This window comes from Bradyrhizobium diazoefficiens USDA 110, from assembly GCF_000011365.1.
In the GTDB taxonomy this organism is placed as follows: domain Bacteria; phylum Pseudomonadota; class Alphaproteobacteria; order Rhizobiales; family Xanthobacteraceae; genus Bradyrhizobium; species Bradyrhizobium diazoefficiens.
In genome coordinates this window covers 2,133,710-2,157,964 of the sequence record NC_004463.1, presented here as the reverse complement: position 1 = coordinate 2,157,964, position 24,255 = coordinate 2,133,710, and the positions used below count along the sequence as shown (strand labels likewise).

The window sequence follows — 24,255 nt, the reverse complement described above, 5'->3', positions numbered from 1 at the left end:
TTCGGAAATCTTTAATGAGCTCCTCATCGGCCGCAGGGACCCCGCGCGTCCGGCCCTGCCGCGCGGCGAACAGGATGGAAGTGGAGCGTCGACCATGATGAGAGGGCTACGCCGGGCTCGTGACGCAGGGAGGGCGTAGCCCGACCGGAGTTACGAGCCCGGCGTCGGCGCGATCCACAGCGGACCGCGCCGACTGGTGATCGCGGCCGGCTGGTTATGCAAGTGGTTCTTCCGCCAAGAGGAATCACTCGCGTGCCAGGCCGACACATTACCGATCACCAAATGAGGCTCTACATGAAGTACCGTCAGACCGATAGCCCACCCGTGGCCGCCGCCAAGGCTTCGTTCAGCACCTCGACCGCTTACCGGATCGAGAAGGATCGACGCCTTCCGTCGCAGAAGAAGGCTCCCCGCGGCCGTCGCCGGCCAGATCCCTTGGCCCGCGTATTTGAGACAGAGATCGCGCCGATGCTGAAGGCCGCCCCCGGTGTGCGGCCGGTCACGATCTTCGAGGAGTTGCTCCGACGCCATCCCGAGCTCGGCGCCGGCATCCGTCGCACGCTGGAGCGCCGGATCCGGGCCTGGCGGGCGATCCACGGCGAGGAGCAGGAGGTCATCTTCCGCCAGACCCACGAACCCGGTCAGCGCGGCCTGTCCGACTTCACCGACATGGGCGAATTGGGTGTCACGATCGCGGGCGTACCGCTCGACCATCGTCTCTATCACTTCCGGCTGGCCTATTCCGGGTTTGAGCACGCCCATGTCGTGCTCGGCGGTGAGAGCTTCGTCGCTCTGGCCGAAGGCCTGCAGAATGCCTTGTGGTCACTCGGTGGGGCGCCACGGGAGCATCGCACCGACAGCCTGTCGGCCGCCTTTTGCAATCTCGACCGCGACGCCAAAGACGATCTGACGCGGCGATACGAAGACCTCTGTGCCCATTACGGCATGCGGCCTTCCCGCAACAATCGTGGCATCGCCCACGAGAACGGGGCGATCGAGAGTTCGCATGGTCATCTCAAGCGAGCGATCGGCGACGCGCTGTTGCTGCGTGGCACCGCCGACTTCGACGATCTAGCTGCCTATCGTGGCTTCATCGATGAGATCGCCAGCCGCCGCAATGCCCGCAACGCCAAGCGGATCGACAGTGAACGTAGCGCACTTCAGGATCTGCCGGACCGCCGCACGTCGGACTATGAAGAGGTGATCGTCCACGTGACGTCGTCCGGCGGCTTCACCTTGCGCAAGGTGTTCTACACGGTGCCGTCGCGCTTGATCGGCCATCGGCTGCGGGTGCGCCTGTATGACGATCACCTCGACGTGTTTGTCGGCGGCACGCATCTCCTCACCTTGCCGCGCGGGCGGCCGCATCCCAATGGCAAGCACGATCAGGTCGTCGATTATCGGCACGTGATCCATTCCTTGCGGCGCAAGCCGATGGCGCTCCTCAACCTGGTCTACCGCGACCAGCTGTTCCCCCGGGAAGCTTACCGCCGAGCCTTCGACGTCTTGCGCAAACGCTTACCGGACAAGAAGGCCTGCCGGATCATGGTCGATCTCCTCGCACTCGCCCATGAGCGCGGTTGCGAGGCCGAACTCGCCAATCAGCTCACGGCTGACCTGAACGACGGCCGGCTGCCCGACCTCAACCGGCTACGTACTCACTTCGCCCCGGATCCCGCCCAGGTGCCGAACGTCGTGGTACGCCTCGCACCGCTCGCCACCTATGAATGCCTCATCGGTACCGCCGAGATCGGAGGCGCCGCATGAGCACAACCAACGTAGTCGACACCGCGCGCCTCAATCTGTTGCTCAACGAGCTGCGGCTGCCCGCCATCAAGGCGCTGTGGCCGCAATTTGCCGAGCAATCCGATAAAGAAGGCTGGCCGGCGGCGCGCTTCCTCGCCACCATTGCCGAGCACGAGATCGCTGAGCGCGGCCGCCGCCGCATCGAGCGCCATCTCGTCGAGGCGCGGCTGCCTACCGGAAAGACCTTTGACAGCTTCGACTTCGAGGCCGTGCCGATGATCTCCAAGGCGCAAATGACCGCACTCGCCGCCGGCGACGGCTGGCTCGGCAAGGGCGCCAATCTGCTGCTGTTTGGTCCGCCCGGTGGAGGCAAGAGCCACTTGGCGGCAGCAATCGGCTTGGCCCTCATCGAGAACGGATGGCGCGTCCTGTTCACCCGCACCACCGATCTCGTGCAGAAGCTCCAGGTGGCTCGCCGCGAGCTCAACCTCGAGGGCGCCATCAACCGCCTCGATCGCTTCGATCTCGTCATCTTGGACGATCTTGCCTATGTCACCAAGGACCAGGCCGAGACCAGTGTGCTGTTCGAGCTCATCAGCGCACGCTACGAGCGACGCTCTTTGCTGATCACCGCCAATCAGCCCTTTGGAGAATGGAACAAGGTCTTTCCGGACCCAGCTATGACCCTCGCGGCGATCGATCGCCTTGTTCACCACGCCACCATCGTCGAGATGAACGTCGAGAGCTATCGCAGGCGGACTGCCCTCGAGCGAAAGCGTGGTCCAGGGCGGCCACCGGAGCACGCGACACAAAAAACGCTCGCTTGATTGACGCTCCGCGACAATCAAAGCAAACAAAACTCTTGCGCGCGACAATCATCGCGGCGATCATCATCGCGCCGCGACACTGACTCGCCATCCTGATCGCCGCGCTCTTCCGACCCAGATCGTCGCGCTATACGGCCCGGCTGCCTCGCATAATCAATTCGTAAATTCGTCGAAAAGACGTCAGATTGCCCAGCGTCGCGCGACGAATTTTCACTGCTGCTCCGGCCAAGCGCCTTGCCGATTCCCGACTTGAAGCGTGACCATAATCTGCGGCTTTTTCCGCTTTTGGCCGACGCGGCAGACTCTGCGTCCGGAAAGCTTTAGCGCGCGCTGCTGAACAGATCATCTCGCAAACTAGACTGCGGCACTTGCGTCGCAGCGGTAAGCTGAAAGCTGGGAATGTCTACGCTCCGGCGCGTGTCGCCTAGCGCACTCTCCCTAAAAGTGGAGTGCGGCGGCGCCCGCATCGAACCGCCGAAATCGTCCCGCCGGACTGCTCGACCACCTCCTGCGGGAGGCCGATCAGGTGAAGTTGACTTGCTTTGATCAGACGGATCGAGATGCAAATCCTCCATACGCTTCTCAAAGTCGCCTTGCTCGCTTGAGTCGCCCCGTCGCTGACCCGCCCGCCCCGGCAGCGCGGCGTACTCCCGCATCCAGGCTCCTGAATCGAAGAATGGGTCAACCGGATCCATCCTGCTCTCCTCATGTTTGTAGAGACCCTGCAGCAATCCGTACGGCCTGGATTACGGCGAGATTGCAGCTCTTCAGATTCTCGATTGTTGTAGCCGCAACCTTTCAAGAAGCTGACGAGATCAGGATATTGCTGCGCGCGAGACCGGCGTCGCATCGGCACCCGCCTGACGACGGACGGAGTTGCTCCAATTTTATCGCACCTCTTCGCCGGTTTCGTGTTCGAGCTGACGAAATTGGTCGACCGATCTAACAATGGATCGCCGGTCGATCGTGCGCCGAATTCAAGCATCACGGCGGGACTTACATAGCCGCTACCGTCTCCAATGGATCATACGTGACGTGCATCTTGTCGTCCTTGAGCTTGTCCTATTGCAGGCGTTCATTGATGACGCACAACGTCTTTTCCTTGACGCAGACCGGAGGCGTTCTCGCGCGTTAGCACTTTTGCTTTGACTGCGGTTCTGAGGGACCAAATTGTCCACCGGGTCCGGAGCTGTTGCTCGAATGCCGTATGTGAGATCCACGTCGTACGAGAAACGGCGAATTGCGCCGTAAGCCTTCGAAAGGGACGTTCCGCTCGGAGACGAGATTCTCGCCCAGTGGCGACGAGCGCGTTCAGGCATCAAAACGACCCCAAACATTCTTTTTCGAGAAGATGTGCAGGGCGTCCTGAGTTCGCAGCAGTAACGGTGCCTGGCAAGCCAAGTTGGCAATGAAGATCCGGCAGACTTCGATTCGCTCACTTCAATCGGGCTCAGTCTTTGACTGAGGGACCGCAAGGCTTCTCTTGCAGTCTCGGGACCGCCCCGCTCGAGCGCGCACGACCTCACCTGCACGACGGCTTGGCCATCGTAAGCTGCCAACGCGGTGCATGCTTGAACTCCACAACTTGCTTGCCAAGATGGAGCTCGCGGAACGCCCCCGAAGTCAAATAAACCTGCCGAACAGTCTGCGGCCTCGTCAACCGAGTTGGTTGGCTGAGGCAGCGCCTCCGTAACCGATGATTTCGCCGCGGCGCGCCTTGGTCTCCTCAACAACTTTTCGACCGACTGAGCTCTCGTTCCGAAGCAACTTTCGACGGGGCGCAGATAGGCGCCCTCGCCTCGCGCACGGGAATTTTCGTCGCTCACCGACCGAACGAATATAGCCGCGAAGCATCAGCCCACTTCGCTCTCCGGAGATCTGCGCAAGGCGCTGAACAGGCAAATCAGCCGTTCCCGAGCGATGACGACGTGCTGACGTGACGGTCCGTAGAGCTTGCCGACACTGATCCGCCAAAACGGACAAGATGATCTGCGAGCTGAAGCGGGCGCATGTGGGTGGACGGCGAACAGATGAGATCGTCGCGCCGGCCCCCCTTTCCGTCGGTTTGGCTCCGGCGGCGGTTGGGTTGCTGTACAAGACTCTCCATCACAATCAGGCTCGCTCCCCTCATTCATCCGAGGATCGCCGTGGAACCCCTTCACCGTGAACATTGCTCTTTGTTCGAACCTGATGGTTCGTGGGCAGCCAATCTGTGACACCCGCGAAGAACACTCTCAGCGACCATCTCGCAGCTTCGCCATCTTTCAGTTGATGGGAATGAGGCTCGCGGCCTGATGGGTTAGCACCGATGCCGAAGGATCTATATTCGGCATAATAGCTCGTGCTCAACTTGTTGGTCTCGCCGGGAGCCCATTCGCGCCAGCCTTCCGCAATCACTCGTGCATCTATCTTTGTCGACAGGAAGACCACTGTGGCGTAGGAGCGCCAGGGGCGGCCAAGCGCGATATAGCGCGCAGCAGGGTCGGCACTTAGCCTGCAATGATCAAAAACATAGCCACTGTCCTCATCCGGCGTTGCCTTGCTCTGAGCGGTATAGATGACCGCTTGATTGGCGATGCCGTGCAATTCACATTGCCGGAACCAGACCTTGGCGTTGCCAAATATGAAATCGACATGCCCTTCGATGTAGCAGTTCGAGAAGTATTGTCGTGACATTCTACCGTTTGGTCCCTTGCCGGCAAACAGCGTGTCCTGGGCGCCGAGCAGGCGGACGCGCGTAATGACGTCCCTATCTCCGGTAACGGACAGCGCTACCGCCTGCGAAGGTGGATTGGCCGGATTGAGGGCATAGTCGTTCTGAATGGTCAGATTCTCGAGCCGGAAGTCATCGCTAGGGGCATCCAGCGTCGCCGAACGGGCCGTTCCTCCTACATTGACCGCGCCGTCGCCATACACAATGACCGTATCCTCCGGCTTGTTGCCAGTCCCTGCGAGATGAACACCGGATTTCGTGATTTTAACCTTCTCGCGATAGATGCCTGGCGCGATCCGGACGTTTCCGCCTTCCGCCGGCAATGCGTCGATGGCTTGCTGCACGGAGTGATAGTCTGCATTTCCGGCATGCGACACCAACAGTGGATGAGCGTACGCCGCGGCGATGCAGAAACATCCCGCCAGAAGTGCAGCGGAGGAAACGAAAATTCGCATGTGATCTTACACTTCGTTTCTCAGCGGGATAGCCGTCGCGCATCGACACAAGATTTTCATCGCCAAATCAGAACCTGCGTCACCTTGACATTTCCGGCCCTGCAAAACTGTCGGCCAATAGCAACCAACTCGGGACATGAGCCCGACCTTCGTCACACCAGTAATCTTGGCCCCAGATGCGGAACTCACCACCTGAGTTCGGCGCCGCGTGTAGTGCTTACCGATTGCCGTCGCGGAATGCCTTGGAACATACCTCCGATCCGCGCAGCGGCGGTTGTGTAGCTCGTCCGGGCAGCGGGGGCCATACGTCAGAGTGATTTGCGCTGACGTTCGCATGTTCAAGTTGCCAAGTCGCGGAATTGGCAAATCGAACATCTTCGAGTGTCACGTCCAGGGCATGCCGCTCGTCTATGCCGCGCATCAGCAGCACACCAGTGTCGCCATGCACATGACGGAGAACGATTTGCCGATAGACCGGAATCCTCGTGCCTTGAGCGCGCGGATCATATTTTGCATCGAAAGCCAGCGGCCACCGGTTGCCCCTCAGGCACACGTACTCATAAGTCACGTTCTCGACCAGACCGCCTCGACCAACATCGCTCTTGATGCGCAGGCCCGACGTCGTACCATCCAGTGTCAGATTACGCACCAATATGTCTCTGGCCCCGGAATTCACCTCGCTGCCGATCGACATGCCATGCCCCCAGCCGAAATAATTATCAATGATCGAGATATGGCTGCTTGAACCATTGTCGCCGGCCTTGATTGCGACGTTGTCGTCACCCGTACGGATCCAGCTGTGGGTGATGGTCACATCCTGACTGGCGCCAAGATCGATGCCATCGGTATTGCGGGCATCCGCCGGCGAATCGATCGTGAGGGCCCAAAACGTGGCACCTTCAACCCGGTTCATCGCGACATGAAAATTGGCAGCGTTGCGCAAGGTGACACCAGAGAACGTGATATCCTGCGCATGATCGACCTGGATCAAGCGTGGGGCGTTCTGATTGCCGCCCTGGGCTTGGGCGCGGCGGGCTAGCTGCCACCAGGTTTCCGCGCCGCCGCCGATCAGCGCGCCGCCCTGACCATCGATGATGCCCTCTCCGTAGATACCGCCGCCGCGCGTTTTAGAAAAGCTGATGAATGGCCGGCAACCGTCGCCCTTTTCCGCAATGCGACCACATTGTCCGAGGCCCTTGTCGTAAGCGGCAGGTTCGGGGATGGCGATCAGTGTCGCACCGCGTCCGACCCATAAGGTCACGCCCGATTTCATCTCGAGTGGACCTGAGTGAAACTCGCCGCGCCCGAGATAAACTGCAGCGCCATCGGGGCAATGTTCAATGGCCTCCTGTAGGCTAACTGTATCGTTCTTGCCGGAAGGCACAGGGCGATCACAGACCGTATCAGGTGCAACAGGTTCGGCGATAGTCCGGCGGTCTTGCGCTTTTGCGGCGGGGCCGACAACCATGGAGGCGAGTATGGACAATAGGGCCCAGTTGCGAAAACGCTTTGTCATTGACCTGCTCGTGCTTTTGTCACGCGCATCATTGTCGCGTGCCTTTTCTGGTATTGAGCGCTGGCTTGATCGAGTCGCCGCGTGCGTCACTGGCGCGCACAAGATGACATTTATCCGACGCAGTAGACGCCTGGACTTGAGATCGCGCAGCAGCACCTTGCCTATGCGCGAAAAAGATGAAGCGTTTTGCGATAGTACGAAAATCCAACAACTTCGTAACGTCAGCCTGCTCACACTGATTGAGCTCCCAACCGGTCCCCGATTTCATTTGTGCAACTCCAATTGCGCGTGAGTCCACGCAGCCTCTCGTCCAGGATCGGTGGGCAGTGAGTATTCGGGAAAGCTTTCGAGAAGCTGACGAGGCTACGGCCGGCACCGGATCGCATTCGCACCGGATCCCCTCTTCCTGGTGTCTCACGAATTTTTAGATGACTGCCGTTACCCGCCCTGTTCCGGAGTGATCGCTTGCGGGACATAGTCAGTGAGTTCCGTCATCATCCATGCGATGCCGGAGGCATGGTCGGCTTCCGCGGTCAGCACCGCTCGGCACGTCGCCTGCCCAACGGCCATAGCGGACCATCGTGGTCATTGAACGCGCCCGCTCGCGCCCCCTCCATGGACGCCTAATCGGAAATTTCAACGACTTAAAGACGGACAAGACGACCGAACTGGCTGGAAGTGGAGAGCTCTTGACACTCGATTCAGGACATCTACGTGAGCAGCCCCGAAACAGGAGGCTCTAGCCAAAGACGCGGCGATACGTCCCCTATCTGGTGCTGCTCTGCGCGCATCCCTGGCGGACGCACCGCGATCAGCCAAAAAGCCGAGCCTATCGGCAAGGCCGCACCTAATTGTCCAGTTCGCCCGCCGGGTTCGCAACACCATGCGTCTCGAGATCTTCGCCAGGTCCGTCCCAAAACCTGTCGCCGTTAACGTGCGCGGCGGCAGCTTTCAGCGGTCCCATCGAGGCGAAAACGCCACGGCAGCATCCGGGTTAACAGGATTATCGAGGCTTCGCGATTTAGGCGGCCGTGCGTTGCGTATTGAATTGTTTGCCGCAGAGTTGCGCTGGCGTTCATCGATCGAGACCGCTCGACACTCAAGCCTCCGCTCCAGATCCGCCAATCCTGCCTTACATTCGGCGACAACCGATTGGGCGCGAAGCAGCTTGACCTTGAGCTCGTCCTGTTGCCTGAGTATGTTCTCAAGATCCCAATCGTTCTGCATTAGCTCATTGACCATCTGCAAGCCCCGATGCAAGGCCGACACCTAGCTTCAAGAGCGCAGGCTCTGCATGTCGCAGATGCCCCACCCCGAACCATGGGCTAATCCGATGCCAAACGATCGTCCTGAGGACGCCTTTACGCTGGCGTTCTTGCTGAGAACCACCATTCGTTGCGAGCCCCCAAGACAATCGGCTTCTGCCCGGCAAACCGGAGCGCGATCCCAAGATGGCAGAGTTCGCGAGGCAGGCGCCCGGTTTGGAAAGCGCATCGGGGGACCTCTGCCATCGATCAAGCGGGCATATTTCATCTCAATACTTCAACCGGATGCTGAACGAGCATCATAGTCACAGGTGGTTTCGTCCCATCTTCAAGCAACTGGCATGCCAATGCTGGTTGAGCGTTTTTATGAAGAAACGATGTCGGTTTGCCCGCAGCACGTAGTTGCGGGCGGTGCTGTTGTCGCGCTTGAAACAAATGACGTCCTGAGCGAGACAGCCAAAGCAGCAACCACGAGCGTCCGCGCGCATTTTCTAATGAAACTCTGGCAGGACTGGATCGAGTTCTTCCTGCTCGAGCGTCTTGGCTCCATCTTTCGCCAGGTACGCTGCCAGAGCTGCGATACCGGAGTCCGGTGGACATCGAGCGGGTGCGGATTTTTTGAACGGCACTTGTCCCAAACGCTCGGCAACTTCGACACTCATGAGGTGGGCACGGATCGGCCGGTCGACGGCGCGCTCGATGGTGTGGAAGATCCAGGTGCCGTCCGGATCGATGTCCGACCAATGAAAGATCGGCGTCTGTTCGGATACCAATCCTGCGATCGTCCGCAGCGCCTGCTGGGTGGCAAGCGAGGGGTACCCTCCGACATACATGGTCGTTCCTAATCGGCCGGGGTCCGCCTCGGCGATGTGCCGGTTGAAGCTTGCGAAATTTTCGATCGTTAGCACGTAGGCCGGCGGCTCCCGGAAGCGGACGCGATCTGCTTCCTTGGGAGTGATTCCGAGATACAGCGGAGAGATTCCGGAGAGGTCGGCTCCATCGAGGTCGATCTTGCCCGCGATCAGCAGCGGTGGCGCGAAGCGCTCAAGGCCGATTGCCCGGAGCGCCTCGCGTGGCCGCGCGCCGGGGGGAAACTCCAGGATGCCGCTCAGGAGCCGCACGACCGCGCCTTCGATCCGTTCGAGCGTTTTGCTGTGCCCCACCGTTCGTCTCGAGAAGGTCTTGTAGTCGACGCCAAGATGTTTGTTAGCCAGGATGGCCTGGGCGAGAACGAACGCGTCGCGCAGTGTCTCGACATCGGACGAAGCAACCCCGTGCCACGTTTTCCCCCGCCCCCATACCTCGGCGACTTGGGAAGCGCTGTTCTTCAGAGAGTCGTGCATCGCCGCCCCGGCGACAAGCCGCACAGCGGCATCCTCCGCGATGCGCGACGCGGGGGTACGGCGGAGATATCGGTATAGGATCTCCGCCGAGGCCAGCCGCACATGTGCCACTTGGTCGCGCATGGGGCCCCGCCCCCAACCAAGGGAGACCGCGCCGGCGCTTTCGGCTTCCCTGATCTGTTTCAGGAAGGCGTCCGCCGCGACTACTGATGGGAAAGCGGGGTAGTCCGGGTGGGCGATCGGGCTTGCGGCCCCCGCCTCGAAGCGGTTGAGCAGGTCGTTCAGCAGGCCGATCGCATCCGTGAAACGCCGAGCCATGGCTACTCGGCGGCCAGACGGGTGGCGAGCTCATCTTCGGACATCAGGTCCGGATCGATGGCCATCAGCTCGCGCTTGGCCTTCTCTTTCAGTTCCACCACAGTGGCCCTGGACTGCTCGCCGATGCGGTCCACCTCCACGATGGTGTCCATGTGCTCGAGCACGGCGACGCGCTTCTCGAACGGCGCCGCGATCACGAACTGCAGGCCGAGGTTTTTGTAAAAGCTCATCATCTGCCGCTGGTTCTTGCCGTCCATCTTGGAGAAGGCCTCATCGAACATGGCGAGCGCGAAACCGGCGGGCTTGCCGGCACGACGCTCCGCGCTGCCGTAGACGGCGGCCAGCGAAGCGCCGATGGCAACGTAGATAGGCACCTGTTGTTCGGCGCCAGACCCGGTGCCGCGCCGCTGCTCCCAGCGGGTCGAGCGGCCGGTGGCAACATCCTCCATGTGGATCTCGAAGGTGTAGAAGTTGCGGTAGTCCTCGAACTGGGTGAAATCCTTGTCGGGGTCCTCGAGCAGCGCCTCGAGTGCGACGATCGTATCCTTGTGCGGGAAGTCATCGGGCACGTCGCCCCGGAACAGCATATCGAGCGCCTCCGGAGAGGTTTTGGCGATCTCGATGATCTTCAGGATGGGCTGGAATTCCACCATCTGGGTGCGATGGAATGAATATCGCTCGTTATGGAACGGATGTGCGTAGAGGCTACGGTTCAACGATTTCAGCTCCCGCTCCATCTTTCCGATCCGGGCCGTGAGCGCGTTGATGAACTCGCCGCGCAGCAGGGTAGAGGCCTTTTCCGCCGCATCCCGCGCCTGCCTTTCGTACTGGCGCAGCTCATTGGATTCGATATCCGAGATCAGCTGCTCCATCCATGGCTTCACCTCCCGCAGCGGCTCGCTTTCCGCACCGACCTGCGAACTCATCCCGAACTGGTCGAAGTAATCGTAAAGAAGCTCGCGGACCCGTCGCTCGATCCGGGCGCGCTCGTTGTCGGACACATTCGCATCCTTCAAGGCCTTCTCGGCGATGGCCCGGTGTTTCTCAGCGAAGCCCTTTTGGGCTGCGGCATCGAGGCGGTCGCGGTAGACGGCCCTGCCTTTCGCGGTGGAGTAGAGTGGGAAGAACTTGCGGTATATCGACCGGGCGACCCTGAGGTTGAGTTCGGAGCCGGGCACGTTCTCGCCCTCTCCGAGCCTCCTCTCCGCCGACCTGACCTCGCCGTCATGCTCGCCGAACGCCTTCTGCTGTGTCTTTCTCTCCTCCAGCCTCTTCTCCTTCAGCTTTTGCTGCGCCCTCTTTTTGTCGCGAAGCCCGCCGTCCCCCGCGCCGTCGAGGGCATCGAGCCTGGCCTGAGCTTCAGCGACCTCAGTCTGCGCGGCCGCGAAGGCGGCCGCGCAAGCCCCCAGATCATTACGTCCCTCGCAGATGTTCTTCAGAGCGGCAAAAGCCTGCTCCGCGGCATGGGCCTCCTTCCCCTTGTCGATCAGGATCCGACCCAGCTCCTCGGCCTGATCCTGCAGGGATCGCAGGGCGTTCGCCTGGGCTGCCTTTCCGATCTTATACTGCGAGGATTCGATCCAGCGATGGCTCCGGACGAGTCCGTCGTCGTAGAGGCCGTCCTTCATTATCGCCCGGCCGGGCCTGTTGAACTGGTCGAGCGTGTCGGCGAGACGGACGTTGCCGTAGCGGCGCATGATGAAGGCCATCGCGTCCGGATCCTGGCTCCGGAAGATCGAGGGGAAAGTGCCGCGCTCCGGCTTGGCCCTGAACTGCTCGAGCTTGTTTAGGCTCACGAGCGATGCATGGCGAAACTCGCGGCGACCTTCCTTGAAGATTGACGTGGCGGCGCTGATATCCGCTCTGTCCACGAACACGGCTTCCCGGTCGCGACCGAGGAGCGCCTCGGCGGCTCCTACCCACTCGGGTTCGGCGACTTCGATGATGTCGCAGAGTACGCGCGGGACCATTCCACCCTGCCGCAGCCTGCGGCAGAGGAGTTCAGTGTCGTCGCCGAGATAGGCGCGCGCCCCTCCGGCGGCGTGCTGTCGGATCCGTTCGAGCACCTCGTCGCGCCTGCCGCGGAGGCCGGAAAGCTCCGCGATGATCCTTTGACGCGCTTCGTCGATCTTCGGCAGCCATTTGGCGCCGCTTGCCGCGAAGGACTTCTCGGCCGCGGTGACCTCGTCGGAGACGCCCCCGATGTCGGCCCCGGCGGTGGCGGTCAGAAGACGCTCAAGCGCAGGAACGAAGTCCTCGAAACCGTCCGCGCACATCGCGCGTAGCGGCTCCAGGCGACGGATGTTCTCCATGCGAGCCTTGAAGTCCGCCGAGGCGCGGTGCGCCGCCTGCCCGGCCACATCGGCGGTCTGCTGCAGGGACTTTCTGCCGGTCTTGGCATCGTGCTCGGCGATCGCGGCCGTGAGGCGTTCGATCTCCTTATCGATGGCCTTGACGTCGTCGTCGATGAATTCGAGTTCTTTTGCTGCGGCGTCCCGGCGCGCCATCTCGGTACGCCGCTTGGTCTTGAAGTCCAGGTTTGTCGCGCGCGCCGCGAGCCAAGTCGCGCGTTTTGCGACCCATTCCTCCCTGAACTTGGTCTCGAGCGCCTCTTCAAGCGCGGCGAGGACGCCCCGAAGCGCCCTTAGGGCTTCGAGCCTGAGGCGCATTTTCCGGATGGTCTCGCTGATGTTGCGGTATGTCTGGATCGACTCGCGCAGCTCCTTGATGCCGATCGGACTGTCCTCGAGGATGTAGTTCCGCACGAACTGCGTCGCCGTCTGGTTGTGATCGAGCGTCATCGCGTTGACGATTGATTTCTGCAGGGCGCTGGCGTTCTGTTCGCCAAAGGACGAATGCGGCAGAAGATGGCGCATGTACTCGCGGACATAGTCGCTCGCCCGGTCGCGATGATTGACGAAGTTGCCTTCGCCGACCGCTGCGACGATCCGGGCGCGCACGTCCTCCCACTGCGCCGGGAATTGCGACTTTCCTCGCTGCTCGATGAAGTCCTTGGAGCTCAGAACGGTCCCGACGGCTACGAAGAGTGCCAGCACGGTCTCCCTGCTGTCGGACTTGCGCGCCTCGAGCGCCATGCCGATCGTGACCGGTGACCGGGCGCCTTCCGTGTCTTCGAAACCGAGCGCGATGTAGGTGCGCGCCTCGTCGCGCCGGCGCTGATCTTCGCCGAGCGTCCCAAGGCAGTAATCGACGACGCTGCGCTTCGAGCCGCTGCGCGATTTTCCGCTATCGCCGGCGACCGCGTTCAGGCGCAAGAACCGCCGGCTCCCGCCGGTGAGAACGACCTGTGCCATGTCGAGGATTGTGGATTTGCCGGACCGGTTCTCGCCCAGGACCCCGACGTGTCCCCTCACGTCGATGTCGGCGACGTCGAATAGGTGCCAGTTCACCATCGTCAGGTGGCGTAGCTCCATCATGCCTCGTCTCCTGCGGGCTGCGGAAACCGCGCCTCCTCGCTACGGACGTAGCGCTCGAGCCGTTGGAGGGCATCGCCGCCACTGATCAGCTTAATCATCGGACGGATCCTGATCTCGCAGTCCTGCTGCTCGTCGTCAAAATCACCGATCTCGACCAAACTGCGTTGGGCGACCTCGCGCAGGATGTCCCGGAACCGGGCGGCCGAGATCGCGCCACCGCCGCCGTGTTGCGCCATCTCGCGGTAGCGATCGAACAGGTCGTTCAAAGTGGCCACTACGACGGCCCGGTCCTCGACTGCTCCGACGTTCACCTCCTGCTGCCAGTATGCCGCCAGCACCAGCATGACGATGGTTTCGTCGAGCTTCATCCGGGGCAGCGGCACGTCCTCGTCCATGGCGACGATGCCGGCCCACTGCGCCTCCGGATCGCGGTGGACGCGGTATCCGCAACTATCGAAGAAGCCGTCGACCACGTCGCGGAAGCGGCCGTCCATGATCGTGTTGTAGACTGTCCCGGTCCGGGGGTCTCCCGCGAACACGAACTGCCGCCGTAGCAGGAAGTGCTGCGCTTTGCGGAGGTCGGCTGCCTTTTCCGCGCCGAAGGAGCGCTCGACGTTTTCGAACTCACTGAGCATGAGCCGCCCTCGCCTTCCGGAGTGCGCCCGATCGCTTGACCAGGAAGTTGGCGCAACGGAGCCATTCGCTGTCGTGTGGGGGCGTGTCGGGGCACGGTTCGAGTTCGAACCCGGCCGCGACCTGCGCCGGAACCTCGCCTGTCAGCGCATATCGGCGGGCGCAATCGAAGGCGAGAAAGTCGTCCACGGTATCGATTTCCATGAAGCGGGCTTCCCTGGTCGCGAATGGCGGCACCTGGCCCTCGAGGAATCGTCTGACATCCTCGGGGCGGGGCGCGATGCGAGCGATGTACTCGAGGCGGAGCTTCTTGCGCAGTTCATACAACGGATCCGACGGCGGCTCGGCGAGCTCCCTTGCTTCGACGGGACGGCGCGGCTGCCTGGCCGGCGCCTGATGGTGCTCCGACCAGGGCGACCGCAGCGGCTCGATGCTCCATTCGATTGTCGCCTTGTGGTGCCTGCCGTCGCGCAGTAAGGCATCCAGGCGCCGCACCAGGCCGCCGGCCCGGCCGACGAGTCCCTGCCCGCCCCGCTCGGCGTACTTAATGGTGTTGCGGACCCGGGCTTCGAGCTGCCTGCGGAAGGCCTCGATCCTGTCGAACATCTCCCCGATCTGATCGAAGATGCTTTCGATAGCCAGCAGGTCGTCGGCCGCGGCCATTCGACCGTCCTCGATGTCGGCTGCCATGCTGGAAGCTATGTACTCCTCGGCGAGGACCTGCATGGTTTCCGGGCTGTAGGAGATCCTCCGCGCGAGATCGACGATGGCGTCGCGGAAGCGGTATGGATGGTTGACGGTGAGGATGGACTCGAAATCCTTCAGCAGGAGCTGTTCGATGAACTCCTCGAAAAAGGCTTCGAGCCGGGTAGCGACTGTTTTCGACTCCATGACGGTCCGTCGGACGCGCTTCAGGTCGGCCAGAATGGCCCGCAGACTCTTAGTGAACTGGTCGGCCTGATTGCGCGCCTCGCGGACGGCGAGCGCGGCTTCGCGCTGCTTGCGGTCGGTGATCTCAGGCCTCAGTTTTTCGACGGCCTCCAGGTTGAGGCGGATTTGCACGATCAAGCCGCCGAATCGCTGCGAGAGATCCTTGTTGAGGCTCGCGAGCCGTTGCAGCACGAGCAGCGGTCCCATAGCCATGTCCACAGTGACGCGAAGCCCGTATTCCTCCTCTTCAAGCCATCCCCAGACGAGCAGCCGGGCGTATAGTTGTCGGGCAAGACCGAGCGCCTTGTCGCCCTTCTCGGAAGCGAGCGCGACGTCGGCCTTCCGGATCCGGCGGCGTCTCGCGGAGATCATTTCCGGCAGGCTGCCGAAATCATCGCCCTCGTTCCAGAGGACGGGGTTGGCGCGCATGACGTCGTAGATGGCGTGGACCACCTGCTGCGGCGTCGGGAACGACGGCGCGCCTGAAAAGAAGCGTTCGTGCAGATCCAGCAGACACGCTGCGTACAGGTGCTTGTGATCGCGCGAAAAAGCTAAAAAGGCGTCGTCATGCAAATGGCGGAACAAGGTCAATGACGCGGCTCCTGGGCCCGACCTCATCCTGAGTTGGCGGCACTAAATGCACGGCCTGCCGGGCAAAATGTTAGTGAGAGTGGGTCTTGAAAACACAACCGGAAGATCAGTTCTTAGTATGTTCTAATATAGCTTTCCAGCTCAATCGCTGTCGAGACTCCAAAGGTCCGATCGGAGCTAGTGTCCGGTCTCAGATCGGGAACAATCCGGCCTCAAGTCATTGAATTTGTTGTTGTTACTATTGCGGCAAAATGGATACAAGGAGTTGCTTGGCACGATAGTGATACGAACGTTCGACATGTCGAGGAGGCTCTCTCGCCCACCGGCAGATTCGAGCCCAGCTCTACATCGATCATCAGCTTTAGCTTTTTAGTAATTTCAATATGCCTAGTATACGCGAAAGCGTATGATCTGTAGATATTCGCGGTCGCGTATATTGACAAATTATACGCGTTTGCGTATCATGCCTTTATGGATACGATTGCCCGCACCCCCCAGCAAATCGGCGCCGGGATCAGGCGCTACCGGCGGCAGAAGAAGCTCACCCAGGGGGACCTCGGTGAGAAGATGCATGCGCGTCAAGCGACGGTCTCGAAGCTGGAGGCCGGTGAACCTGCAACGCAGCTGCGCATCTTGATGGATGCGCTGGCCGCGCTCGACCTCGAGCTGGTCATCCGGCCGCGCACCAAATTGACGGCTGAAGCGATTGAGGATCTGTTCTGATGGCGCGTCGCCCTGCCCGCGCGCCGCTCAACGTCTACCTCAACGCACGGCTGGTCGGGCGGCTGCGGCGCGAGAGCAGTGGCGCAATCGATTTCCAGTATGACAAGCAGTGGCTCGCGTGGGAAAATGCCATCCCCGTTTCCGTGTCGCTGCCATTGCGGGAGGATCGTTATATCGGCGATCCCGTCGTCGCTGTTTTTGACAATCTTCTGCCCGATAATGACGACATCCGCCGACGCGTCGCCGAACGCGCGCATGCTGATGGCGCCGATGCTTACAGCCTGCTCTCCGCCATCGGCCGCGATTGCATCGGGGCGCTGCAATTCCTTCCCGACAGTGCCGCACCCGGGGGCGCCGGCGCCATTGATGGCCGCGCCGCTAGCGATCAGGAGATCGCCGCCATTCTCGGCAACCTTGCCAGCAATCCGCTCGGCATCGGCCCCGACCAGGACTTCCGCATTTCTCTCGCGGGCGCGCAGGAAAAGACAGCGCTGCTTTACTGGAAAGACAAGTGGCACGTGCCTCATGGCACGACCGCAACTACGCACATTATCAAGCCGCAGATCGGGAAGTTGCCGAACGGAATCGACCTGACCGGCAGCGTTGAAAACGAGCATCTGTGCCTTGAGCTGGTTGCGGCACTCGGCTTGCCTGTCGCCAAATCAAGCATCATCGATTTCGCCGGGCGCCGCGTGCTCGCAGTTGAGCGGTTCGATCGCATCTGGACGCGCGACGGCCGCCTGTTGCGGCTGCCGCAGGAAGACTGCTGCCAGGCGCTGTCCGTTCCACCCGCGCGAAAGTATGAATCCGATGGCGGACCCGGCATCCGCAAAATCTCGGATTTCCTCAAGGGCAGCGATACGCCTGAGGACGACCAGGCCATTTTCTTCAAGGCGCAGATCGTGTTCTGGCTGCTTGCCGCCACCGATGGCCACGCGAAGAATTTTAGCATTCATTTGGCGCCGGGCGGTCGTTTTCATCTTGCACCGCTTTACGACATCATTTCGACCCAACCGAGCTTGGACGCTGGACAGATCAGCCAAAACCAAATGAAGCTGGCCATGGCGATCGGCAGCAACCGGCATTACATCGTCCACACGGTTCTCGGCCGACATTTCGTGCAGACTGCGAAAAGCTGCGGTCTACCCGACAAAACAGTCAAGGTTGTCATCCAGCAGCTCGGCGATACAGCCGCAAAGGCCATAGATCAGGTGCTGAATGCGCTTCCAAAAGGATTTCCGGAGAAGATGGCCATATCGATTGCTGATGGCGCAAAGCGCCGTGTGAATTCGCTGGCTGTGCTCAAGAGTAGTGAATGATCGCCGGTTTGCGCAAGCGTACGATGACCTCCGTGAACGGTGGCAGGAAGACCGGATCTACCAAACCAAACCTGGAAGCTGCCTACCAGAGGAGCAGCAGCGCGATCAGCAACAGGGAGCGTTGCCCGAAAGCAGCCAACCAGCGGCTCAAGAAACGGGCCCGGTTCAAGAACGGCGATTGCCGCTCTCCTTCGACGGCGAGCGGCCCGCGCCGTCCGTATGCAAGCTCCAACAGCGACTGCGTTTCCAAACTAGGTGTTTAGTCCCGGCATTTGCTGGAGCGGATTAAGTTTGAATCGTTCTGGCTGGGAAGTCCAGCATTTGCAGATGTATTCGTAGGGCGTGAGGCCCTTCAGGGTCTTCAGCCGGCGAGCGAAGTTGTAGGCGCGGACGAAGTCGGCGAGGTGGCTGCGCAACTCGTCATGCGTGTCGTAGTGGAAGCGCTTGACTGTGGCCTCCTTGATGGTGCGGTTCATCCGCTCGACCTGGCCGTTGGTCCAGGGATGCTTAGGCTTGGTCAGGCAACGATCGATATCATTGCGGGCGCAGGCCACCTCGAAGGCATGAGCCCAAAATGGTTGCTTTCGTTCGATCATGGCTTTGATATCGGCCACAGTCCAACTCCCACCGCTTGGGTCGGTGAGTGGGTGCCGTTGTCCGTCAGAACGGTGTGGATCTTGTAAGGGACTGCCTTGATCAAGTTCCGCAAGAAGTCGGCTGTGACACTCGTGGCTTTTCGTGCAACTCGGTGAAGGCGCACTTCGAGGTTCGATCGATTGCGACGAAGAGATAAAGCCCTCCCATCGCGGTGCGAACCTCGGCGATGTCGATGTGGAAGTATCCGAGATAGCTTTTGAACTTGCGCCTTACGCCCTTGCCATCCTCCACGTCGGAAGCCGTGAGATGCCATGGCGCTGAAGACAGCGATAAAGCGATGAGCGTGTCAGATGCGGGATTGTCGCCTGGAGAGCATAAAGGCAGTCATAGTCATCCAGCGGCAGCAGCGCATGCTTGCAAAAGGCGACGATGATGGCCTCCTTCTCAAGCGACAAACTGGTGGATTTTGGCTCTCTCGGGCCGGTCGGAAGATCGGCCACCGAACCGCGCTTCTTCCATTTTGCGACGGTCTTCGGATTGATCCATAACGCTTGGACAGCGCCCCCAGGCTCTCTTGACTATTTTGTATTGTTCGACGGATTGCCTCCGTCGTTGTGGCGCAGCCGTGAAGAACCTGCTCCGTTTGGATACTGTCAACGAAAACCTCGTCCCGCGTAGCGGGCCGATTGTCAGTTCGGCAACAAAGTGTCACCAAGTGGACGATACGCAGGGTCAGAAAAACGAAAAATCAGCAATCTTCAATTCGGCACGCCTCTTGCCCTGTTAACGGCGTCGGCACCAATCGCTTGTGAGCCCGAGATGGATGATTTGGCGACTTTGAGCAAAGGCACGGAGACTGGCTGTGTCGCGAACTGACGTAGAGCGATTCGTCAACGATCTGGGGAACGACGGTGGTCTGCTTGAACGCGTAAAACCAATTGCTACCGGCCTTGCATCGATTGTCGCGATCGGAAAGAGCCTCGGCTACAGCTTCACACCTGATGAAGCTAAAAGTTGCATTCGAGCTCGACAGAAGTTGACGACTAAACCGCTCGCCGGTGGCACTTTTAATTCGAGTGATACGATCTCGACCGGCGCTGTTCAGGCCCTTGCAGAGGTGGCCACGAGCGGCGCGCAAGCCGCGGAAGCGGCCTCTGACCACGCCACAGCAGTTGAGCCCGTTGCAGTTGTTGTGGTTGTTATTGTAGCGGTCGTGGCCGAGGTCTGACATGCCTTCGCTCTGACCGCATCGGGTGGTTGCTCGAGGAGGCGATGAAGTGCGATGAAGTGCGATGAAAACATGAAGTAAGCTTCGTCAATGACACACGCTGCCGCCGAGCACTACCGACAGATTTTTGACCGGCGTACCCCGGAGCAACTGCGCACGCTATCGCATCTCAAACGCTTCATGGAGCGGTTAGTCGGTGACGAGGAGTTCCGCAGGGCGCTTGCGGAGGCAATCGCCACCCCTCGAGCGGTAACAGAGCGGTACGGCATCAATGTGGATCCAATGGAGGTGCTGCCGCTCTGGCGCGGTGGCTACCAACAATACCGCTTCAAGCCGGAGTCTGCGCCGTGGCCGCTGGCTGTGATGTGGGATGAGTATCTCCGCGAGATGATGCGTCATCGCGACCTCTTGCGCGACGAAGGCGAGATGTCGACGATCAATCCTCGCTTTCATGCTTGGCGCGAGCGGCAAATCCGGCGCTGCAATGACCAATTGGGCGTGTCGGCGGCGTCGCTCACGCACCCCATAATCGCTTTCGAGCTAAGCGAAGGCTGCAGCGTCGGTTGTTGGTTCTGTGGCCTCTCGGCCGATCGCTTTACAGGCTATTACGACATAGCAAAGAGCATGCAGCGCTTTGGCGGGGCGTGGTTGGTGTCGCGAGCGAAATGTTTGGTTCTGCAGTCCGCACGGGCTTCTGCTACTGGGCCACAGATCCTATGGACAACCCACACTACGATCGCTTTCTGTTCGACTACTATCAGATTACGGGCGCGTTACCGCAAACAACAACCGCAGCCCCACTCAAGGATCCGGCACTCACCAGGCACGTGCTCGGGCTCTTCAATCTATATCGCACGACGACGAATCGTTTCTCCGTGCTGAGCAGGGCCCATCTTAATCAGGTTCACACGGCCTTTTCGCCTGAGGAGTTGCTAGGAGTCGAACTCATCCTGCAGGGCAAGGAGGCGCAGACAGCAAAGGCCATGGTCGGGCGCGCGCGCGAGCGGAAGGAGAAGCGCAGGGGCGCTAACAAGGACGGTGCAATCGCCTTTCTGGAACGCAATCACACGACGATCGCCTGCGTTTCCGGCTTCCTCGTAAATATGCGGCAGGGGCGTTTACGACTGGTGACGCCGGTGCCGGGTAGCGATCGCTGGCCTCTCGGGTACCCGCATTCTGGGTGAACGCTTCTTCAGCACGCCTGACGGTTTCCGGGGCGGGCTGCAGAGCATGATCGAACAGTATATGCTCGAGAGCCCAGCCCATGACCTGCCGATCCGCTTCCGCAGGGACCTGCAATATAAGGCAGGGAACCGGTGCTTTCATCTTCGCTCACGCAACATGGAACACCGCGTGCTCGACGACATCGCCCCGATTTCCGTTGGCCCTTTGATCGCGGACGGCAACTGCACAATGTCGGAGCTGGTTATTCGGGTCGCAGCTGACGGAACAACCCTCCTTGGGGTCGCCGACTTGCTCGATCAGTTGTACATGACCGGGCTGATCGAAGAAGACCTCGACGACTGCTTCATCTGGCAGACCGGTGACTGGACGACGAGGCGCATCGAAGGAGTCAAACACGCGTCCTCCCATACGGGTGCAGATTGTGCCGATTCGCATTGAGGCACTACTTAGCCTCAAGCGACAGCAGCATCCCACCATCCAGCAGTGCTGAGCGCGATGACATGCCGCTCCGCATCCACGGTCCCTGGCTTCGTGGCGTGCACAACCGGCGTGACAAAAGAAGACCAGCGGGGTTCCGCGCTTGCGGCTTCGAGCCAAGCCCTCATTTCGGGCATCAGCGGTGCACGACTGGGACGCACGCGGTTAAGTCGAGAATGGCTTGCCCCGCCCAGTGGTCAATCAAATGGTTCTGCCAGACGACGGTGCCGCTGGTTCCGGAGAGGTCGTGGCTTTTCGTGGCGCGCCACTGCAACTTGCACTGGCGGTGATCCCTGCTAGCGGACGACGACGCGCCTGAAACTTTGATAGGTCCATGTGAATGACGACGTCAGTCCGTTCATCAATGATGAAAAACAGCGAGTCTCACTCGAGGGTGGCGCCGCTAAATACCAGAGCGGAGCCGCGTGCAGGCAATTATTCCCCGTTCGGCTCCAGCACTCTCTGCTTGCTCATGCCGTCCAGTCGCCGGGCAACGAACGTGACGCGGAAATCGTGGCTCGAAGCGGGCTGCCCACTAGCCGAATTAGCGACTTCATGTTCACGGCTCCGGTCAGGAGTCGCGCAGAATTCACTTTGCCGTCCGGCGCATGAGACTATGGCATGGCGAACGCACCTGTGCGCACATCATGAATAACGTGGAATGATTATGAGTATCGCTGTGCCAATCGTCCTAGTCAACATGCCTGTGTCGGCAGTCGAAAGGCCGTCACTGGCGCTTGGTCTGCTGAAATCAGCGCTGACCCAGGCTGGACTGCAATCCACCATAGCATATGCCAACATCTGGTTTCTAGAATACATAGGCATCGCCGACTATGGACCTCTTGAGAATTGCCCGCCAGAGGAGGCACTGGTTGATTGGCTGTTCGCGGGCATTGCTTTTCCCGGCTTCGAACCCGAACAAAACGCCTTCCTCGACCTCTATTTCGAGCGCAACCCGATACACGCAGGCAAAGGTATGGCCGAGCGTCGCGCGAATTTCCTTAGGCTGCGCTCGCTCATCGGCGGGTTTATCGACTGGACGGCTGACAAGATATTGGCGAAGCGGCCGGCTATGGTCGGGTGCAGCTCGACCTTCACCCAGCATGTCCCCTCGCTCGCGTTGCTGCGCCGGCTGAGCGAGCGCTCACTTGATCTTGTCACCCTCATGGGTGGAGCGAACTGCGAGTCGGTAATGGGGCGCAGCACTCACGCGCGTTTCCCATGGGTCGACTATGTCGTGTCGGGCGAGGCCGACGCACTGATCGGCCCGCTGTGTTGGGACATCCTAAATCGCGGCAGAGACATCCCGCCTGCTGACCTGCCATTTGGCGTTTTCGGCCCGACGCATCGCGAGGCCGGCTATCCCGCGGCGTCGACGCGCGACTTAGTGCCCCGCGCCGTGATCGAGAACATGCGTGACCTGCCGCTGCCGGATTTCTCGGACTATTTTGCGGAGGTTGAGGCGTCGCTCTACGCCGACCGCATCCATGCTGGGCTGCCGATGGAGTTCTCTCGCGGCTGCTGGTGGGGCGAGCGCAGTCATTGCCTGTTTTGCGGGCTGAACGGCGGATCGATGACCTACCGCCAGAAGCCCGCGGGGCAGGCCGCAGCGGAGATGATTGAGATGTCGGCGCGCTACGGCTCGTCGCGCATCGAAGCTGTAGACAATATTATGGCCATTGACTACCTTGAAAAGGCGCTCCCTCACCTCACCGCGCTACCCGAGAAGCTCGCGATCTTCTTTGAGGTCAAAGCCAACCTGAAGCGCCACGAAGTGGAAAAGCTGGCTGCCGCCGGCGTCCGCTGGATTCAACCGGGTATTGAGAGCCTGGATACTCGTGTTTTGAAGCTGATGCGCAAAGGAACGACCTCAGCGCACAATGTTCAGCTGTTGAAGTGGTGCCGTCAGTACGGCGTGCGGGTCAGTTGGAGTTTATTGTGGGGCTTTCCCGGCGAGTGTGATGCATGGTATGCGGAAATGGCCTCTTGGTTGCCGTTGCTGCATCATCTGCAGCCGGGACCTGCGGTACGCTTGCGATACCAGCGCTACAGCCCCTATCATTACACAGCTGAGAAACATGGACTGAAGCTGCTCCCGGCCGCCCCCTATCGCTACGTGTATCCGCTGTCGGAGCGCGATCTCTCGGAACAGGTATACTACTTCGAAGACAGCGAAGACCACGATGTCGGCGGCCATTTCACACCGCGCGACGAAAACCGCCCGGGGCTAAATGCCGTCGCCAAGGGCATCGATGCCTGGCTGAAAGCCTGGAGGGGGCCGACTTTCTCTATGCTGTCGATGCAGGACAACGGCGACGAAATCATAGTCGAGGACACGCGAGCCATAGCAATCGAGCGCGAACACCGCGTCAGAGGCCTCGAGCGAGAAATTCTTCTGGCCGCGGACGAAGGCTCGCCTGAAACTCGCCTGTGCGATCGGCCGGGCGCGGCGAATGTAATGCAGGGCGAGATTGATGAGGCGATAGCTAACATGATCGCCCGCAAACTGATCGTACGGCTTGACGCGCGGCTGGTTGGGCTCGCGTTATGGCATCCATATACGCCAATCCTTCCCCTGACTGCGTTCCCTGGTGGCTATCTCGACCGACGCTCCACGCCAGTGGCCCTCCCGCGCGAATAAGGAAAACTGCGGTGTGCACTTCGCAGGGCCACACCCCTCGCCTGTCTCCTTTGCTTGGCGCTCGCGCCAGCCTTGTCATTTTTTTCGCCCGCGTCGTTGAGCACAATCAACGGCGTCGAGCCCAAAGCTCCAACATATATGGTTTGAGATATTTGGCCGAAGCGGCGGCGATAATCGCGCCAACCCTAGTGGAGCCGATGAAGTTTATGCGGCGTTCGTTCCGCATTAGATAGCTTAAATATGCGCTACGAACTGCATCGCTCGATTTTCGTAGACTACTTCATCGGGCGAAAAGGAGAAACCGCATCGAA

General features: G+C 60.5%; 15 protein-coding genes and 2 pseudogenes. 8 read left to right on the top strand and 9 right to left on the bottom strand.

The genetic code is table 11. The annotated features are described in order from the left end of the window. Positions 1-252: 252 nt before the first annotated feature. Both istA and istB read left to right on the top strand, forming a co-directional pair. Positions 253-1,767: an IS21-like element ISBj11 family transposase gene (istA, locus tag BJA_RS09845; RefSeq protein WP_038973741.1), complete on the top strand. Its 1,515-nt coding sequence runs from the start codon at positions 253-255 to the stop codon at positions 1,765-1,767. Next, positions 1,764-2,573, top strand: coding sequence for an IS21-like element ISBj11 family helper ATPase IstB (gene istB, locus BJA_RS09840; RefSeq protein WP_018270204.1), 810 nt, complete (start codon positions 1,764-1,766; stop codon positions 2,571-2,573). Before istA ends, istB begins: the two co-directional genes overlap by 4 nt. Positions 2,574-4,700: 2,127 nt before the next feature. On the opposite strand, the gene BJA_RS09830 is transcribed toward istB, so the two are convergent. The 7 genes from BJA_RS09830 to BJA_RS09800 form a co-directional block, all read right to left on the bottom strand. Further along, positions 4,701-5,741, bottom strand: a complete 1,041-nt coding sequence (locus BJA_RS09830) for a pectinesterase family protein (protein ID WP_011084794.1) — start codon at positions 5,739-5,741, stop codon at positions 4,701-4,703. 217 nt (positions 5,742-5,958) lie between these two features. Beyond that, on the bottom strand, positions 5,959-7,257 hold the full coding sequence (locus BJA_RS09825; protein WP_014497833.1) for a glycoside hydrolase family 28 protein: 1,299 nt from the start codon (positions 7,255-7,257) through the stop codon (positions 5,959-5,961). 951 nt (positions 7,258-8,208) lie between these two features. Beyond that, positions 8,209-8,499: a hypothetical protein gene (locus BJA_RS09820; protein WP_014497834.1), complete on the bottom strand. Its 291-nt coding sequence runs from the start codon at positions 8,497-8,499 to the stop codon at positions 8,209-8,211. A 514-nt stretch (positions 8,500-9,013) separates the two neighbouring features. Then, entirely contained in the window at positions 9,014-10,183 is a 1,170-nt protein-coding gene (locus tag BJA_RS09815; protein WP_011084791.1) for a Wadjet anti-phage system protein JetD domain-containing protein, read from the bottom strand. A gap of 2 nt (positions 10,184-10,185) precedes the next feature. Then, entirely contained in the window at positions 10,186-13,620 is a 3,435-nt protein-coding gene (locus tag BJA_RS09810; protein ID WP_011084790.1) for an SbcC/MukB-like Walker B domain-containing protein, read from the bottom strand. Beyond that, positions 13,617-14,255 carry a DUF4194 domain-containing protein gene (locus BJA_RS09805; protein ID WP_011084789.1) on the bottom strand — a complete coding sequence of 213 codons (639 nt, stop codon included), beginning with the start codon at positions 14,253-14,255 and terminating at the stop codon, positions 13,617-13,619. The genes BJA_RS09810 and BJA_RS09805 overlap by 4 nt, the downstream gene beginning before the upstream one ends. Continuing rightward, positions 14,245-15,774 (bottom strand): Wadjet anti-phage system protein JetA family protein, encoded by a 1,530-nt coding sequence (locus BJA_RS09800; RefSeq protein ID WP_231166582.1) that lies wholly within the window; start codon positions 15,772-15,774, stop codon positions 14,245-14,247. The genes BJA_RS09805 and BJA_RS09800 overlap by 11 nt, the downstream gene beginning before the upstream one ends. Before the next feature lie 471 nt (positions 15,775-16,245). Here BJA_RS09800 and BJA_RS09795 point away from each other — a divergent pair, with 471 nt between their 5' ends. Both BJA_RS09795 and BJA_RS09790 read left to right on the top strand, forming a co-directional pair. Next, on the top strand, positions 16,246-16,497 hold the full coding sequence (locus BJA_RS09795) for a helix-turn-helix domain-containing protein (RefSeq protein WP_011084786.1): 252 nt from the start codon (positions 16,246-16,248) through the stop codon (positions 16,495-16,497). After that, a complete protein-coding gene (locus BJA_RS09790; protein WP_011084785.1) occupies positions 16,497-17,816 on the top strand; it encodes a type II toxin-antitoxin system HipA family toxin in 1,320 nt (439 codons plus the stop codon). Before BJA_RS09795 ends, BJA_RS09790 begins: the two co-directional genes overlap by 1 nt. Positions 17,817-18,067: 251 nt before the next feature. Here BJA_RS09790 and BJA_RS09785 read toward each other — a convergent pair. Continuing rightward, positions 18,068-19,062 (bottom strand): annotated as a pseudogene (locus BJA_RS09785) (IS481 family transposase). 213 nt (positions 19,063-19,275) lie between these two features. Between BJA_RS09785 and BJA_RS09780 the strand changes: the two are divergent. The 4 genes from BJA_RS09780 (at position 19,276) to BJA_RS09765 (ending at position 23,944) form a co-directional block, all read left to right on the top strand. Next, positions 19,276-19,641, top strand: a complete 366-nt coding sequence (locus tag BJA_RS09780) for a Nif11-like leader peptide family natural product precursor (protein ID WP_011084781.1) — start codon at positions 19,276-19,278, stop codon at positions 19,639-19,641. Positions 19,642-20,357: 716 nt separating this feature from the next. Then, on the top strand, positions 20,358-20,825 hold the full coding sequence (locus BJA_RS09775; protein ID WP_026312699.1) for a hypothetical protein: 468 nt from the start codon (positions 20,358-20,360) through the stop codon (positions 20,823-20,825). Positions 20,826-20,871: 46 nt separating this feature from the next. Then, on the top strand, positions 20,872-21,264 hold the full coding sequence (locus BJA_RS09770) for a hypothetical protein (protein ID WP_011084778.1): 393 nt from the start codon (positions 20,872-20,874) through the stop codon (positions 21,262-21,264). Positions 21,265-21,964: 700 nt separating this feature from the next. Continuing rightward, the gene (locus BJA_RS09765) at positions 21,965-23,944 is read left to right on the top strand and encodes a RiPP maturation radical SAM C-methyltransferase (RefSeq protein WP_011084777.1); all 1,980 of its coding nucleotides are present in this window, start codon (positions 21,965-21,967) and stop codon (positions 23,942-23,944) included. Positions 23,945-24,033: 89 nt separating this feature from the next. Here the strand turns inward: BJA_RS09765 and BJA_RS43985 are convergent. Next, positions 24,034-24,158, bottom strand: a pseudogene (locus BJA_RS43985) (aldehyde dehydrogenase family protein); the annotation flags it as partial. Between the last annotated feature and the right edge of the window lie 97 nt (positions 24,159-24,255).